14 protein-coding genes and 1 pseudogene are annotated in these 15893 nt (G+C 60.5%); 9 read left to right on the forward strand and 6 right to left on the reverse strand.

Annotated features, from left to right (window positions below):
• Positions 1–67: 67 nt before the first annotated feature.
• Both repB and repA read right to left on the reverse strand, forming a co-directional pair.
• Positions 68–1039 (reverse strand): plasmid partitioning protein RepB, encoded by a 972-nt coding sequence (repB, locus tag CVM52_RS10190; RefSeq protein ID WP_100162406.1) that lies wholly within the window; start codon positions 1037–1039, stop codon positions 68–70.
• Positions 1039–2223: a plasmid partitioning protein RepA gene (gene repA / locus CVM52_RS10195; protein ID WP_100162407.1), complete on the reverse strand. Its 1185-nt coding sequence runs from the start codon at positions 2221–2223 to the stop codon at positions 1039–1041. Before repA ends, repB begins: the two co-directional genes overlap by 1 nt.
• Before the next feature lie 715 nt (positions 2224–2938).
• Between repA and CVM52_RS10200 the strand changes: the two genes are divergently transcribed.
• The 7 genes from CVM52_RS10200 to CVM52_RS10230 all read left to right on the forward strand — a co-directional run bounded on the left by CVM52_RS10200 (position 2939) and on the right by CVM52_RS10230 (position 11010).
• On the forward strand, positions 2939–3910 hold the full coding sequence (locus CVM52_RS10200; protein WP_172720971.1) for a LysR family transcriptional regulator: 972 nt from the start codon (positions 2939–2941) through the stop codon (positions 3908–3910).
• Between the two features lie 154 nt (positions 3911–4064).
• Positions 4065–5099: a BMP family protein gene (locus CVM52_RS10205; protein WP_100162409.1), complete on the forward strand. Its 1035-nt coding sequence runs from the start codon at positions 4065–4067 to the stop codon at positions 5097–5099.
• 147 nt (positions 5100–5246) lie between these two features.
• Positions 5247–6779, forward strand: coding sequence for an ABC transporter ATP-binding protein (locus CVM52_RS10210; protein ID WP_100162410.1), 1533 nt, complete (start codon positions 5247–5249; stop codon positions 6777–6779).
• Positions 6780–6785: 6 nt separating this feature from the next.
• A complete protein-coding gene (locus tag CVM52_RS10215; RefSeq protein WP_205964929.1) occupies positions 6786–7889 on the forward strand; it encodes an ABC transporter permease in 1104 nt (367 codons plus the stop codon).
• A complete protein-coding gene (locus tag CVM52_RS10220; protein WP_100162412.1) occupies positions 7882–8820 on the forward strand; it encodes an ABC transporter permease in 939 nt (312 codons plus the stop codon). Before CVM52_RS10215 ends, CVM52_RS10220 begins: the two co-directional genes overlap by 8 nt.
• 173 nt (positions 8821–8993) lie before the next feature.
• Positions 8994–10214, forward strand: coding sequence for an amidohydrolase family protein (locus tag CVM52_RS10225; RefSeq protein ID WP_205964930.1), 1221 nt, complete (start codon positions 8994–8996; stop codon positions 10212–10214).
• A 43-nt stretch (positions 10215–10257) separates the two neighbouring features.
• The gene (locus CVM52_RS10230) at positions 10258–11010 is read left to right on the forward strand and encodes a creatininase family protein (RefSeq protein WP_172720972.1); all 753 of its coding nucleotides are present in this window, start codon (positions 10258–10260) and stop codon (positions 11008–11010) included.
• A 60-nt stretch (positions 11011–11070) separates the two neighbouring features.
• Here CVM52_RS10230 and CVM52_RS10235 read toward each other — a convergent pair whose 3' ends face one another.
• From CVM52_RS10235 to CVM52_RS10250, 4 genes are read right to left on the reverse strand one after another with little or no spacing between them, the layout of a single operon-like run.
• Positions 11071–12210 (reverse strand): amidase, encoded by a 1140-nt coding sequence (locus tag CVM52_RS10235; protein WP_100162415.1) that lies wholly within the window; start codon positions 12208–12210, stop codon positions 11071–11073.
• Complete coding sequence (hpxZ, locus tag CVM52_RS10240; RefSeq protein WP_205964931.1) at positions 12207–12596, reverse strand: oxalurate catabolism protein HpxZ; 390 nt, start codon at positions 12594–12596, stop codon at positions 12207–12209. The genes CVM52_RS10235 and hpxZ overlap by 4 nt, the downstream gene beginning before the upstream one ends.
• Positions 12593–13381 (reverse strand): cysteine hydrolase family protein, encoded by a 789-nt coding sequence (locus tag CVM52_RS10245; protein ID WP_100162417.1) that lies wholly within the window; start codon positions 13379–13381, stop codon positions 12593–12595. The genes hpxZ and CVM52_RS10245 overlap by 4 nt, the downstream gene beginning before the upstream one ends.
• On the reverse strand, positions 13374–13808 hold the full coding sequence (locus tag CVM52_RS10250) for a cupin domain-containing protein (protein WP_100162418.1): 435 nt from the start codon (positions 13806–13808) through the stop codon (positions 13374–13376). The genes CVM52_RS10245 and CVM52_RS10250 overlap by 8 nt, the downstream gene beginning before the upstream one ends.
• A gap of 390 nt (positions 13809–14198) precedes the next feature.
• Between CVM52_RS10250 and CVM52_RS10255 the strand changes: the two are divergent.
• Positions 14199–14619, forward strand: a pseudogene (locus tag CVM52_RS10255) (DDE-type integrase/transposase/recombinase).
• A gap of 1024 nt (positions 14620–15643) precedes the next feature.
• On the forward strand, positions 15644–15853 hold the full coding sequence (locus CVM52_RS26575; RefSeq protein ID WP_133119823.1) for a hypothetical protein: 210 nt from the start codon (positions 15644–15646) through the stop codon (positions 15851–15853).
• Positions 15854–15893: the final 40 nt, after the last annotated feature.

The following is a 15893-nucleotide window of genomic DNA, read 5'->3' on the forward strand; positions in this document are numbered from 1 at the left end:
GCAGCAGCCCTCGAAACTTCGGTTTCGGGGGTTTTCTTTGTTTACCTTTCCTCCTTTCTGCTCGCCCTCAGTTGTCATCCTCCGAGGTTACGTTTGTAAACTCGGCAAAGGATTTCTTGATGATCTCCGCGAGATTGCCCTCAAGCCAGTTCGCGAATTCAGCGTTTCCACCAGATTTCTTGACCGACAAGGAAAGGCTCCCTCGCCCGGACTTGATAACAACGCCCTCCATAGGCGTGATTTCTCTCGGACTAACGGGCGCTTTTGCCCCGCGCTTGCGCGCTTCCTTGACCAGCGCCTCCAACCGTTCATCCGAAGTCAACGCGGCGTTGAACGCGGTCAGCAGTTCGAGCGCAATCTTCTCAGTGAGCTTCCCTTCCAGAAACAGATCCGCCAGGTCGGTCCATCTAGGTCGCCCTGATTTGGGCGCTGCCCCAATCAGGTCCCCAACTTTGGTCGGGATATTCTGTGTCACCTTGGTGAGATGAGAGTGCCCGGAAGCGGACAGGTTCAAGACTTGACGCACGGTAGTGCTGTCATGGCCCGCGGCCTGGATCGCCTCGGCGAAGCGGGCTTTTTCATAGAAAGACAAATTGCGACGCGCGGCGTTCTCAAGCCCCTTGGCCAACAGAGCCGTGGCGTCATCGACATCCTGGACGTTGGCGCGCACCTTGATGCCCAGCTCTCGACATGCCCTCAAACGGCGACGACCGTAAATCGACTCGAACCGACCCTCCGCCGATTTGGACCGACGAACCAAGATTGGCACCTGTTGGCCGCCCTCGCGGATACTGTTCTTGAGCGTTTCAAAGCCCTCGCCGTCATCTTCTGAGTTTACAGTTGTAAACTCATCCAGCCGGTCCTTGGGCCCCCAGTCATCTATCAGGTTGGGATCAATCTCGCGGATAGATGTGAGAGACCCCTGCAACGCTCCCAAGGCGGGTGCGCTTGTCTTGGGAGCTTTTTCCGGCGACGAACTACTGGAACGGGCGATGGTGTTGGCGATGCCCGACATATCGCGAAGCGTCTTGCGTGCCATTATTTACGCCTCCAAGACTGATGAATCATGGCTTCCACCTCGTGGCCGACGGCATCCATCGACCCTTTCGCGCGGTCGTAGGTCGCACGCGTCATCTCCGAGCGTACGACCTCGTAGATAGACTGCTTGAGCATGGTCGCGTCGCCTATGGCGGTACTTTTGACGGCAGTTGCGGACATGACCCTGTCCTGGAACAGTGCCCGCATGAATGAGGTTAACTGTTGGGAGGGCACATCCGTTGGCTCATCACGAGTGATCAGGAACTTGAAGTGATCGTATTGCAGAGTCGCTCCTGCATCCTCGATCACCCCCATATAGGCGCCGGCAAGCTCCAGGAACTGCGCTGTCGACGAGACGTCCAGCATCGACGGGGTTAGGGGGACGATCAGGGAGCTCGCGGCAGCCATACCTGCAATGGTTAGAAACCCGAGTTGCGGCGGACTATCCATCAGGACCAGATCGAACTCATCCTCGACTTGCGACAACGCGTTGCGAATGCGTGTGAAGAAGGGCTGATCTGGGTTCGAATGCACCGCGGATTCAGTCTCAAACTCTGACAGCAAGAGGCGCGCTGGCGCAATCGAGAGCCCGGGGAAATAAGTTGGCACCACGACATCCGCCATGCTGACGGGCTCATCGTAGCGGATCGCGTCATAGACCGTCAGCCCATCAAACTCGATCTCTGGACTGATGCCGCACATAGAGGTGAGCGACCCCTGGGGGTCCAGGTCTACGACCAGAACGCGATAGCCCCGAAGCGCAAAATAATGCGCCAAGTGGATGCTTGTCGTGCTCTTGCTGCTTCCGCCCTTGAAGTTCATCAACTGCCAAACCTGCAGCTTCTCATCCCCGGAACGCCGCGGAAGGTAGCGCCCCTTTTTACGAGAGGACTTTTCGAGAATTTCGCGCGCGTCCCAGATTTCCTGCGCCGTATAATAACGCCGTCCACCGCGCACATCCTCGGGCTCGGGGATCGTACCTTCAGCATGCAGCTTTCGCATGAACTGACCGGAGACCCCCAGCAGATCGGCGGCTTCGGGCGCTGAAAATGAGCGTAGCGTTTTCGTGCTATCTGGTGCAAAAGCAGACAGAAGATGCTCTCTGATGGCTGCGTTCAGCCGCTCAGAAATGTCTGTCGCAAGCGCCGAAGGCTTCTCGTTTGCCAGTGGTGTCACAGGAATCATCTAGTTGCCCCAAATTCGAAAATGTGGCTTTTTTCGCGCCACTTGGGGATAAGAACCGCGATTCACGGCGCTAAGTCAAGTTTATTCCTTTATATAGTGTCTGTTAAACAACTAGAGACTATATGCACTGACTGCCTGATGTGGATGTTTACAGCTGTAAACGGGCCGGCTGCGGCCAGGCCCAAGCGGCCCGTGTGCCGCGCGACGTTGTATCGAACCTTGCAAATGACCGCCTGCATGAAGGAGCCACCCTGGTACACGCTCCTGCCGAGGATGCCGTAGAACCCAAGGCCTCGGATGATGATCGTCAGGCAGTCCGCTCCGGACTTCTGGGATTGCCTCTTTCAAGCGATGCCACCTTCGACACACTTGTGGTTCAGGAAGCCACCGGCGGCGCGGCGCGCCAAGGCCATCATCACCGACCTTGAGCAAGGGTCGGTGGTAAGCTCATCAATCAACCCCTCTAATCCACCGCCTGACGCCACACGGCCCTAGGCGGTAGCGCAAGCTGCCCAAAAAGGCACAACAGTCCCGCCGAACTGCGTAGTGCTTGATCCGCTGGCAATTGAAACCGCGTGGGCCGACACGCTCTGCTTTTCGCAGGCAGCACAGCGGGATAGAACTGCCGGACCCAGGCTGGAACCGGTGCCATCAAGGCAACGGGCCCAGTCAGATAATTGCTATGATGTCGTTGTTGCTGTCGAGGGAGCGCGACATGATGGCCCGAACGTTCGGAAATGATGACTTGCGAAACCTTCAGTCCACGACCACGCGCCAATACAGCATTCTAGTTCACCTGCTGACAGTCAAAAGCGTCACCGAGACCGCGCATCATTTCGAGACGTCACAGCCGGCTGTCAGCCGGTTGCTGGCAGAGATGCGGCTTCGCTTTTGTGACGGGCTGCTGGTTCGCAGCGGCGAGAGAATGGTCATTACCGACCGTGGGCGAGCAATTCGTGCCGAGTTGAGCGCGATCCTGGACCGTCTATCGTGTCTGATCGAAACCACGGACAGTTTCGAGCCGGAAGCCGCGGACGTGACCTTCACGCTCGGCTTTGCCGATTCCAACATGGTCAGCTTGATCCCTCTGCTCGTGGGCGCCATCACCGGATCGGCCGCGAAGATCAAACTTCAGTTGCGCACGCTCGACGCCTCTTTGGACGTGGTGAGGGCCCTGGAAAACAGGGATTTGGATGCGGTGGTTGATTGCGTCACCAAGCACACGCGCGATTCATACGAGACCTTGCGGTATTCATCGCTTGGAACGGATGACGTGGTCTTGCTGGCGCGGAAGGATCATGCAGTGATCGCGTCGCCGCCGCAGACAAGCGCGGAGTACCTGGCGCTGAAGCATGTTGCCCCTTACCCGGTTGCAAGTTTCGAACTGGGGCCGATAGACGGCACGCTCCGAGCCTTGAAAAGCGCCCGTCACATCAGCTGCTTTATTCCTGAATACAGCCTGATTCCCAACGTCCTGATCGGGTCGGACTTGGTGTTCACGACGTGCCGGCGCTTCGCGGAAGACTATGCGAAGCACTTGCCGTTGGCGGTGGTCCCCGCGCCCGATTTCTTTCCGAGGATGGAATTTCGGATGCTGTGGCACGAGGTGACACAAGGCAATCCAGCGACGATCTGGCTGCGACGGCAGATTCAGAATGCCGCAAAAGCAGGCAATTTCGAATTTTGATAGTGTCTCAGGTGTTATTATTTGTGCGATATTGTAACGGAGTGCCCCATATCCGTTTCGATATTCAGTGAATACGTTCTACGTCATTTCTGCCGGTCTGCTCTGTCCCTAGAAACGTTCACCAATTGGACACTGCCGAACACAGGAGAACGAAATGACGAAGTTGGAACTCAACCTAAAGCGCCGTGCGGTCCTGACCGGGCTTGGGGCAGGTCTTGCCGCAATGACCCTGCCAACAACCCTCTTGGCTGCCTCGCCGCGCAAGGTCGTGCTTTTGATGGCGGGCGGTATTGCCGACGGCGGCTGGAACACGCTGGCGTTTCGCGGGCTGGAGGAACTGGCGGCGATGGATGGCATCGAGACCGCCTATGTCGAGAACGTCACCCAGGCCCGCGCGCCGGAAATCGCCCGGGGCTATGCTGATGACGGCTTCGATCTCGTGATCGGGCACGGGTATGAATTCGGTGCTTTGATGGCCGAGATCGCGCCCGAGTATCCCGACCAGTCGTTCTTCGCCACAACCTACGCCCCAGGCGCAGATATCCCGGCCAACGTGCGCTATGCCGATCTGGCTTACGTCGCCGTGGCATATGCTGCAGGGGCGCTGGCGGCACTGATTTCTGAAGAGGGTAGGGCGGTCGGTTTCGTCGGTGGCGGTGACAACCCGACGCAGCAATCGATGGGCCGCGCTTTTGCCGGTGGAGCCGAAGAAACCGTTGCGGGCATTAAGGGGCTCGGCATCGTCACCGGTGATTATCACGACGCGGCAAAGGGCAAAGAGGCGGCGCTAACCATGATCGGCAACGGCGCCGACGTGATCTGGCATGCCGCCGACGTGACCGGCCTGGGCGCGATTCAGGGGGTGGCCGAATCCGAGGGGGTGAAGGCCCTGGGGTGCTACGCCAACCAAACCTCGATTGCTCCACAAGAAATCGCCACCAGCTTTGCCATGAACCTCGGTTGGATGGTCGTGCAACTGGGCACAGCCATTGCGAATGGTTCGTTCGTGGGTGGGGAAGAATGGAAGCCGACCGTGGCCGAAATGTGGTCGGCGGTCTACGGCGAAGGCGACGATGCGGTGCCGGTCAACCCTGACTTGGTGTCCGAAGAATCCTATGCGGTCTTTACCGAGGTCATGGAAAAACTGTCGTCCGGAGAAATCGACGTGACCCGCTTTCTGCAAGGCTGACCTGGCGGAGCTTAGACATGCGGCACGCTTCCGGTTGGCGGGCGCGTGCTGCGGCAGACAAGGCAAGACGGGCGGCGGCCCGGCAGATCGGGGGGCGTCCAATTGGTAGCCTGCGACAAAGGCGTTTCATCGTCATCGGCGCCGCCGGTGCTTGAGCTTCGCAATATCACCAAGCGTTTTCCCGGCGTGATCGCGAACGATCGGGCCTGCCTGACAGTGGGGGCCGGCGAAGTACACGCGATCCTTGGGGAAAACGGGGCCGGCAAGAGCACGCTGATGCGCATCCTGTACGGTGCATACCAACCGGACGAAGGTGCGGTATTGATCGACGGCGAAGCGCGGCAATTGACTTCGCAACGTCAGGCTATCGCTTGTGGCATCGGCATGATCCACCAGGAATTCATGCTGGTTCAACCGATGACGGTGGTCGAAAACGTGATCCTTGGGCTGGATGGCGATATCGGCCTGCGCCTGGACGAGGCGGCGCAGCGGATTTCGGCATTGTCCGACCATCATGGATTGGGGATCGACCCCCATGCCCGCGTCGCCGACCTGCCGGTCGGTGTGCAGCAGCGTGTCGAGATCCTGAAGCTCTTGTTCCGCGATGCGCGAATTCTGGTGCTGGACGAGCCGACGGCGATCCTGACACCGCAGGAGGCGGCTTCACTTCTCGATACATTGCGCAAACTTGCTTTGCAGGGGCGGGCGATCATCATCGTTACGCACAAGCTGAACGAGGTAATGGCCGTTGCCGACCGGGTCACAATCATGCGCGACGGGCAGACGGTTCGCAGCATCGACCCGGCGCAAAGCAACGAAGGCGAACTTGCCCGCCTGATGGTCGGACGCCCGGTTGGGCGCACTGTCGTTCGCCCCAAAATCCAGCCGGGAGCGAGAATCCTGAGCGTCAATGGCCTGCGCGTGCTGGGTGCGACCGGAGGCGAGGCGGTGTGCGGCGTGGATCTGACCGTGCGCGAGGGCGAGATCGTCGGAATAGCCGGTGTCGAAGGCAACGGGCAGTCGCAACTGGTTGAAGCCATCACCGGGCTCCGCCGCAGTTCTGGCGGATCGGTAATGATGGATGGCCGAAACGTGACCCACGCGACACCGCTTGAGCATGCCCGCAGGGGGCTGGTCTACGTGCCGGCCGATCGCCGTTATGTCGGCTCGATCGCCGCCCTGGGGATTGACGACAACGCGATGCTGGGCCGGCAGGAGGACTTTACCCGCGGCTGGGGCTTGTTCCGGGATCGGCGGCGTATCCGGCGCCATGCACAGGAATTGGTCGAACGGTTCGACGTCAAAACGCCGCACATCCGCTTTCCGGCCGGCAAGCTGTCCGGGGGAAACCTGCAAAAGGTCATCATGGGGCGCGAGATACTGCGCGACCCGAGGCTCCTGGTGGTCGAACAGCCGACACGCGGACTGGATATTGGGGCCATCGAATATATGTGGTCGCAACTTTTGGCGGTACGCGGGCAGGGCAAGGGGGTTCTACTGGTGTCGGCCGAACTGAATGAAATCAGGAGCTTGGCCGACCGTATTCTCGTCATCCACCGAGGACGTTTCCTTGGCGAGCTGACACCAGAAGACGCGGATGATGAACTTCTTGGTCTGATGATGGCCGGCATGGCCGCCAAGCCGGGAACCGGGCCGATGCCTGACCGGCCGAGGAACTGACGATTGATGCCTATACTTAGAAAACGCATGGCGCCCAGCGATACGCTGCTGACGATCGTCGGCATCAACGCCGTCGTGATGCTTTGCGCCTTGGCGATCGGGGCGATCCTTTTCTTGCCCTATACGGACAACCCGTTCGCCGCATATGCCACGCTGGTTGAATCCAGCCTGGGTTCGTGGCGGGGCATCGGCATCACGCTGAACAGAGCCGCGCCTCTGATCCTGATCGGGCTGGGCACCTGCGTCGCCTGGCGGTCGGGTTTCGGATACCTGGGGTTCGAAGGCTGCCTGACCATCGGTGCGGCGGGCGCAGCCTGGTATGCGCTGCGCCCTTTCAATGCCGAGATCGCCGGTATGGCAGGGTTTCTTGTCTTCCTGGCGGGGGCCATGACCGTCAGCTTTGGCGCGGGGGGGCTTTGGGCCGGCGGCGTCGGCTTTCTACGCAGCCGTTTCGGTGGCAACGAAGTTCTGATCTCGCTGATGTCGAATTATGTGGCTGCGTTCTTCGTGCAGTACCTCGTGTCCGGTCCGATGCGCGCCGAAGGCAGCTTGCCTCAGACACCGCGGTTTCCACTTGGCACCTGGCTGCCAACGATCCTGCCAGGGACGCGCGGGCAGGCCTCGATCCTGATCGCGTTGGTGGCGGTCTTTTTCGTGTGGCTGCTGATGCGGCGGATGCGGCTGGGTTATGAATTGCAGGCCACGGGGCTGAATCCGCAAGCGGCACGGTATGGTGGTATCCAAGTAGGGGCCCGCTATGTCCTGGCAGCGTTTCTGGCGGGCGGTCTGGGCGCTTTGGCCGGGCTGGTCGAGGTGCTTGGCACGCAGCACCGACTGCTCGACGGGCTCAGCGGTGGTGTCGGCTTTATCGGTATCGTCGTCGCCCTGCTGGCGCGGCTGAATCCGCTGGCGGTCGTCCCGGTGGCGATCCTATATGCCGCGCTGTCGGTGGGGGGGGACGCGCTGCAACGGCGGATCGGTGCGCCGACCTCGATCATCTTTATTCTGCAAAGCCTCATCGTGCTGTTCCTCATGGCCAGCGAATTGCTGCGGCACTGGACGCTCGACCTGTCAGGGCTGCGTGGCAAGAAAGGAACCGGCAATGTTTGACGACACGGCATTGATGGCTTTCCTGGTTACCTGGATGGCCGCCAGCCTTCGCTTTGCGGGACCGCTGCTGATGGCTGCATTGGGCGAAACCTTTGCCGAGCGCGCGGGCGTTCTGAACGTCGGGATCGAAGGTACGTTCCTGATCGGCGCGCTTGTGGCTTTTCTGGCCACGCAAACCAGCGGCATGCCGACGGTCGGCTTTCTGGCGGCATTGGGAGTCGGGGCGCTGGCGAACCTATTCCTGGCCTGGATGTATGTGACGGTTGGAGCGAACCAGGTCGTGGTCGGCATCGTCTTCAACATCTTTGCCATCGGGGCCGCCAGCTACGGCTATCAGTTGGCCGCGGGCGAGGCCGCCACGGCAGAATTGGTTCCGATGTTCCCCAAGCTGGACATTCCCGTCTTGTCGGATGTGCCGGTCATCGGGCAGGTGTTGTTGTCGCACTCGGTCCTGTTCTACCTGACGCTAGCGCTGATGGTCCTGGCCGATCTGGTCTTGTTTCGTACCCGGTTCGGGCTGAACATCCGAGCCGTCGGCGAAAATCCACACGCTGCGGCGAATGCGGGCATTTCGGTCTCGCGCATTCGTTATCAGGCCGTGTTGCTGTCGGGGGCCGCGGCAGGTGGGGCAGGGGCCTATCTGGTATTGGCAGAGGTCGGGCTCTTTCGGGATACGATCGTCGCCGGTCAGGGCTTTATCGCCATGGCCATCGTGATCTTCGGCCGGTGGCGCCCGCTCTATGCAGCCTTTGCCGCAATGGCCTTCGGCGCGGCCCAGGCGCTGCAACTGTCACTGCAATTGTTCGAGATGAACATACCACCGCAGCTTCTGCTGTCATTGCCCTACGTGCTGACGATTGTCGCGGTGTCGGGATTGATCGGCCGTGCCAACCAGCCCGGCGCGCTGATGCAACATTACAAGGGAGATTGACCATGAAAGTTCTAACGCATCTTTGCGCCGTGACGATGAACCCAGACAGGGACATCATCGAGGATGCCTGTATCTGTATCGAAGGGGACCGGATCGTCGCCGTTTGCCCCACCGCCGAAATGCCTGAGCCCTTTCGCACGGCCGAACATGTCGATTGCTCGGGCAAGGTCGTCGTGCCGGGCATGATCAACACGCATACGCACCTGTTCCAGACCTTGCTGAAGGGTCTAGGCGATGACATGGACCTCAAGAAGTGGTTTTCCTGCATGACCGGTCCTGCAGCCGTGCATCTGACAACCGAGGACATGGCCACAGCCGCGCTGCATGGTTGCGTTGAATCGCTGATGTCCGGTGTCACGACACTGGTGGAATACCAATACGTGAACACCCAAGACGACATGATCGACGCGGTCTACGACAGCTTTGACCAGACCGGCATTCGCGGGTTCGTCTGCCGCGGTTTCATGACGACGGGCGAAGATCATGGCGTGCCGCCGGCCTTGATCGAAAAGACCGAGCACGTGATCGAGCATACAAGGGCCGCGGCGCGGCGCCACAACCGGCCCGGTGGCCGGGTGCAGATCGGCATCGCGCCTTGCATGTGCTGGACGGTCGACCCCGATGCCTATCGGGCGGTGCGCAAACTGGCGGACGAGGAAGGTCTGTTCATCACGGCGCATCTGTCCGAAAATGCCTTTGAAGTCGAGCGCGCCAAGGAATCCTTTGGCACCACGACAGCCCAGTTCTTTGACGAAATCGGCTTTCTGGGGCCCGACGTTCTGGCTGTGCATTGCGTACATTGCAACAGCCGAGACATCCGGTTGATGAAGATGCGCGATGTGAAGGTATCGCACAACCCGTGCAGTATGCTCTACGTCGGGCTCGGCGTCGCTCCGATCCCGGAAATGCTGGCCGCCGGGCTGACTGTGTCACTGGGCAGCGATGGTCCCGCCAGCAACAACAACCACAGCATCTTTCACGTCATGAAGTTCGCCGCGCTCGTGCCGAAGGGCGTGCACGAGGATCCAACGATCATGACCGCAGAAAAAGCGTTGGAGATGGCGACAATCGACGGTGCGCGCGCCGTTGGGCTGGAAGATGAAATCGGTTCGCTTGAGCCGGGTAAGAAGGCGGACTTGGCCATCATGGACCTGTCCGAAAGCATCTGGGCCACTCCGCTGCATCGCGTGCCTTCGGCCATCGTCTATTCCGCGCTTGGCCACGAGGTCACCGATGTCATGGTCGACGGGACATTCGTCATCCGCAACCGCCAGCACACCGTGCTGAATATCAAGGAGCTGCGAGCGGCGTCGCAGAAGGCGGCGGATGGCCTGGCCGGGCGCGCGGGCGTGGACCATTTCAAGACGCGACCGTGGCGTTCGGTAACGGCCTGAATACAAGCATATCGGAGATGTCATGCAACGCAACATTGGCCAGTTGACCTGGACCGAGGTCGAGGCGCTCGACCTCGCCAAGGACGGCGCCCTGGTTCTGCCGATCGGGTCGATCGAACAACATGGGCCCCATCTATCGACCGATTGTGACCTGGTCTTCGCCGACCGCTTTCTTGACCTGGCCCTCGAACGCCTTGACCAGCATACAAAAGTCTGGCGGTTGCCAATTTTGCCGATCTCGAAGTCGAACGAACACGTCGGCTTTGCCGGAACGTGGTATTTGTCGGCAGAAACCCTGATGGCCACCCTGCGGGACATTGCCAGATGCGCGGTCAACAACGGATTTCGCAGGCTTGTGCTGTGGAATTGCCATGGCGGCAATCGTGCGCTGCTCGAAGTTGCCGCCCGCGATCTGCGCATCGAAACCGGACTGATGACATTCCAGGTGTTTGCCTCAGGCGTAATGCCGGATCCCCTTGATCCGCTCGATGCAAGAGAACCGGTTTATGGCATTCACGCCGGCGAATGGGAGACAAGCGTCATGCTGGCGCTTGCACCGGATCGCGTTCGACTGGATCGGCGCAATTGCGAATTTCCCAAGTTCAGCTCGGAGACGCTTGCTCTGGAATTGACTAGCGCTACGGTCGGCTGGACCTCGCGCGATTTCCAGATCTCCGGAACTTGGGGTGACGCGGCCGCGGCGACGACCGAGCGGGGCCAACAGCGGTTGACGCCCTTGATCGACCGGCTGGCGGCGATCCTGACCGAAATTGCGGGGTTCGAAATGGGGGCCTGAGACAGGCGCCTGCGCCGCGGACCGTGACGGCCGCGGCGCAAACCTGGGATAACGGGGTCTTCAGCGGGTGGACTTGGCCATGTCGACCGCCATTGCGATCAATCCCGCGTCGCTGCCGCGCGGGCCGATCAGTGACAAGCCGATCGGCAATCCGGTCGCCGAGCGCAGCGGGATCGTGACCTGGGGTAACCCGGCGTGACCCGACAGACAGAGTAGGGTCAGCGCCCGGTTCCGGTAGGCTTCCATGCCCTGACCATCCAGCGTGAGCAGGGGCGCCGGTCCAGGGGCGGTGGGAACCCGTATAATCCCTCCGTTCAGGGCCGCGTCGATGGCGCCGGTGATTTCGGCCCGCATCGACTGGGCGGCAGAGATGTCTTGTGGTGCAAGCGCCATCGCCCCGGCAAAACGCTCGCGTACGCCGGGGCCAAAGGCGGGTTCGTGTTCTTTGATCCATGCGCCAAACACCTGCGCGACCTCGGCACCCTGACAGACGCGGAAAGTGGGCAGAAGCGCCTCGCGCAAGCGAAGCGACAGCAGCGGTGCAGGATCGCCCTGCCGCAACGGCGCCAGCGCAGAGAGTGTTTCGGCATCCGCGAAGTCCCACATGTCGGCGGGCACACGCGGTTCACCGCGCGGGGGCGCGGCTTCGGGCGCCAGCAATTCGGCCAGATGTTGTAGCGTTGCGCCGTCGCGGGTCATGAAGCCGGGCACATCGTAGCTGGGGGCCAGGGGCAACAAGCCGCGCGCATCCAGAAGCCCATGCGTCGGTCGCCACCCCCAGAGCCCGCAGAAGGCGGCTGGGATTCGCACCGATCCACCGGTGTCGGTGCCCAGTCCGATATCGGCCAGCCCCGCAGCAACGGCCGAGGCCGATCCCGAGGACGACCCGCCTGGCACCCGGCCGGGCCCGGCCGGGTTCTCCGGCGTACCGTAGCGGGCATTCTGTCCCATCAGGGAATAGGCCAGCTCGTCCATCTGGGTCTTGCCGACCAGGTGCGTACCCAACTTTATCAGGTGAGAGACCAGGGGCGCCGTGTCCTGCGCGGGGTTGTGGGTGTCGGCCCATTCGGGATTGCCGGCCCCGGTGACATGGCCGGCAATATCGAAGTTGTCCTTTACCGCCAGCCGCAGGCTGGCCAGCGGTCCAATCCCATCCCCAATTGGCGGATCGAACCTTGTAACGAAGGCATCCGCGCTCATGAGACTTCAGCCATCAGCGAGACATGCGCCGAGACGATGCGCCACCCGTCTTCCGTCCTGAGCCAGGTCTGGCTTTGCCGTCCGGTGCGCGTGCTTCCTTCGCGCCGGAATTCCAAGTTGCAAATGCCCATGTCGTCGCCAAAGGTCACGATTTCGCGGCGGATCACCTGTCGCTGGGGCGAGCCGCCGGTGCGGCCCTTCCGAAATGTGCGGATCTCGTCGATGCCATAGAGGTTTTCGCCGACGCCATAACGCAGAACCTGCGGCGTGTCCCAGAACAGCGCGTCCAGCGTGTCGAGGTCATTCGCCATCAGCGCCGCCTCGTAGGTGTCGCAAGCGATGGTGAGGTCAGAGAGCGGGGCGGCAGCATTCACCTGTCTGGTCACGTATCTTTCTCCATGGCGGTCAGTATGGCCTCGCCCGAGGTCACGAAACCGAAGCATTGACGTACATTGTAAAGCGTGGCCTGCATGCAGAAGGCCGGCGAGGTGGTCGCGCTGCAATCCTCCAGCAGGAGGACGTCGTAGCCGAGGAAATTGGCGTCATGTAGGGAACAGGCGACGCATTGGTCGGCGTTCACCCCGGCAAACAGCACGGTCCGCACGTCGAGGTTGCGCAGGATGCTGTCCAACTCGGTATCCTGGAAGCCCGACATGCGGAATTTGGACACCGCGATATCATTGGCCTCCGGGCTCAGTTCCGCGACCACGGAGGCGGCCCAGCTGCCCTCTTCAAGTACATGCGCGCCGTTGGAGGGCAGGGGTTTCCCGATGCCGGTCGAACGCCCGTCCGGGTCGTAGACATGCAGCACCGCAGGCGGAAGGTTCATCCGGTCGGGACGGTTGCCCCAGTTCAGCCAGATCACCGGCACGCCAGCGGCGCGCAAGGCCGGTAGAAGTCTTTGGAGCGGAGCAATCGGCGCCCGCGCGGGTTCGACATCAACGCCGATATGCGCGAGCCAGCCATCGCGGTGGCAAAAGTCGTTCTGCATGTCGACCACGATGATCGCTGTTTGCGACAGGTCAAAGGTCACCCGACGCGCCTGGTCGACGACCGTTACCGGCCGGCTCTGCGCCGGCTGGCGGGTCATGTCGACGCTATCCGCGTTGACCCGCCACGCATTGCGCGGCGAGGCGCCAAGGCTGATCTGGTCGTTTTCGGGATCAGACATTGGCTTTTCCGGTAAGCACGGCGATATCTTCAGCGTCCAGCGCAACCCGCTGGCCAGAGCGGATCAGCTGGGAAAAGTCTTGGTCCGGGGTCATCACCGTCAGAGTATACAATTTACCGGCCCCGGTGTTTTCGACCACGTGCACCGACCCCGGGTTCAACAAAAGCGCGTCACCCGTTTTGATCGGCAGGCTGGTGCCGTCGGACGAGGCGATGCCCTCGCCGGATATCACGTAGAAGAATTCATGCGCATCCGAATGGCTGTTCGGCGGTGTCTTGCCGTCCTTCGTGAAGATTTCGACGACATAAATGTTGTTTGAGGTCGAGTTCTGCGGATCGAACAGAGTGACGAAATAGTTCGTATCGTCTTCGGCGATCTTCCAGACCTCGGCTTGTTCGATCTGCTCGAAGGAGAAGGACGGTGTCATGCCAGAGTGCCCCCGAACCGAGAGCCGGACAATTCTTGATCGGCCAGCCCGGGAAGGGGTGCTTCAACACTCAACGGGACGGCGCGGTGTCCGGTTTGGAACTCAGGCTTTGTCATTTGGCTTTCCCGTCTGCGGATATTTTGTGTTGGATAGCCACTTTCTACTGGCCGGGATTCCCGCTGGAAATGTCGGGGAATTGATACGCGTGATATCAATACAGATATAGTTGCGGACGGCACCATTCACCCTGGCCGGCAAGCCGCCGGTTGCACCGTTCAGACGCATATCGAACGATACCCTTGCCGTGTCGTTGGAACGCTCTGGCCGGCACCGTCAAGTTAACGCGTCGGCCTGCGTCACGTGCAACAGGGCGGCAAGACTGACACTCGCCTGTATCACCGCCATCGGTTCCCGCCCGAGGTGATTTCCGATGCCGTCTGGCTGTATTTTGGTTCCCCGTTAGCCTGCGGATGGTCGAAAACCTGCTGGCCGAGCGTGGCAACATCCGTGTCGCAGCAGACGGTGCGGGCGTGGGCCGAAAAATACGGATAAGCTTCGGTCATACCCGATGGCGAAACGCGAGATCATGCCGAGGGGGAGAGCATCGCGCGCGGGCCTGAACAACAGGGCCGAAAACTCGCATCAACCGTCACGACGGCGCAAGCGCATCATGAAACGCGTCAAATCACTTCGACACTTGCAGCGCTTCGTTTCCATCCATGACCCGATTGCCAATCCGTTCGATCTCCCCCGACATGAAATGACATCCGGGGATTTTCGCGAAGGCCGCGCCACGGCCATGGATGCGTGACGCGACATCGCAAATCTCGGAGCCGCGTGAAAATCGCACTCAGCCCCAAGTTGGTCCCGGTTGGTTAAGTTTACAGCGCCCGCGCTGGCGCTGCTTCCGCTGAAGCTCGTCCAGGTCACCTCCGGGACTTTGAACTCGGGCGAAAGTTGCGCGGGGTTTCGGCGCGACAGGCTGACATGCAGGCGCAAGCGGGCGATATGAAAGACAGCATGGTTGCCAAGCTTGTGGACGATCGGCATGCCGAGTGGGAGGAGATGGTGTAGGGGGCAGCGCAGCTTCTCGATCCTCCAAGAAAGAGCGAAATGGCGGCCGGGGCCGAGTACCTGCTGGTAGTCAGTAAGTGGTTTCTGGTGGCTCTATCTCGAAACGCTCTGGCCGTACTCGACGATGAAGTAGGGCAGGGGATTTTGACGGCTGATCCGGGGGGGCGAGCACGGCGAGAACTTCGACCAGCCTGCTTCCTCACCGCTGATCTTCCAGATGATGCAACGCAACGTTCAAACGAGTTGATAGGGTAAGATTACTGGACATATTTAGAGCAACTAGTCCAGGGCGAAAATTGTCCAAATAGTCGCCTAAAAGCGCCGTGGGTTCCGCTGATGGTCACAGTTGGACCTCATCAAACTTCTGTATTCACAGACCCTGCAGGGGACGAGGTTCGTCGGTCGTGATCCGCTCGGACGCCCGTGTCATTTGATCAGGTGGTACCGCGACTGTTTCCGGCCCGTTTGCACCGTCCGGCGCCGAACACGACCTCAATGTCGACCAACATGATCGGCTGAAAAACGGCTTCGGCAACGGCACGCGAAAAATCAGCTGCGTCATGCGTCTTAAGCAGCTCCCTGCGGGACGTTTAGGTCTCGGCCATCGAAGCTCCGTTCGAGGTCGGCTCAAGTTGGCAAACTCCATTGCCTTCTTACTCCGCAAATGAGTGGGTGATTTCCACCCGGTCCTCGGACACAAACTGTATAAGTCTTCAAGGTCGGCGGCTCCCGCTGGCAAACCACAACAGAAGGCTTTGAACATGCGCCTGCATCTGGGGTGTCAGTTGAGCTACGTATTACCAGCGCCAACACCCATGATCCTTCTGTTGAACGTCCACTACTCACGTGCAAGCGATCTGGAGCAGCCGGACGTCTTGACTAGCGATCCTCCGGTGCCGATTGAGAACTACCGCGACGGTTTCGGCAATTGCCGTGACCTGCCCCCCGCGAAATCCCTCATCATGATGTAGAGTCTGCCCAACCTTGAAGGAGCAGACGAATGCGAAAGAG

The sequence above is a fragment of the Pseudooceanicola lipolyticus genome (assembly GCF_002786325.1).
Classification (GTDB): Bacteria; Pseudomonadota; Alphaproteobacteria; order Rhodobacterales; family Rhodobacteraceae; genus Pseudooceanicola_C; species Pseudooceanicola_C lipolyticus.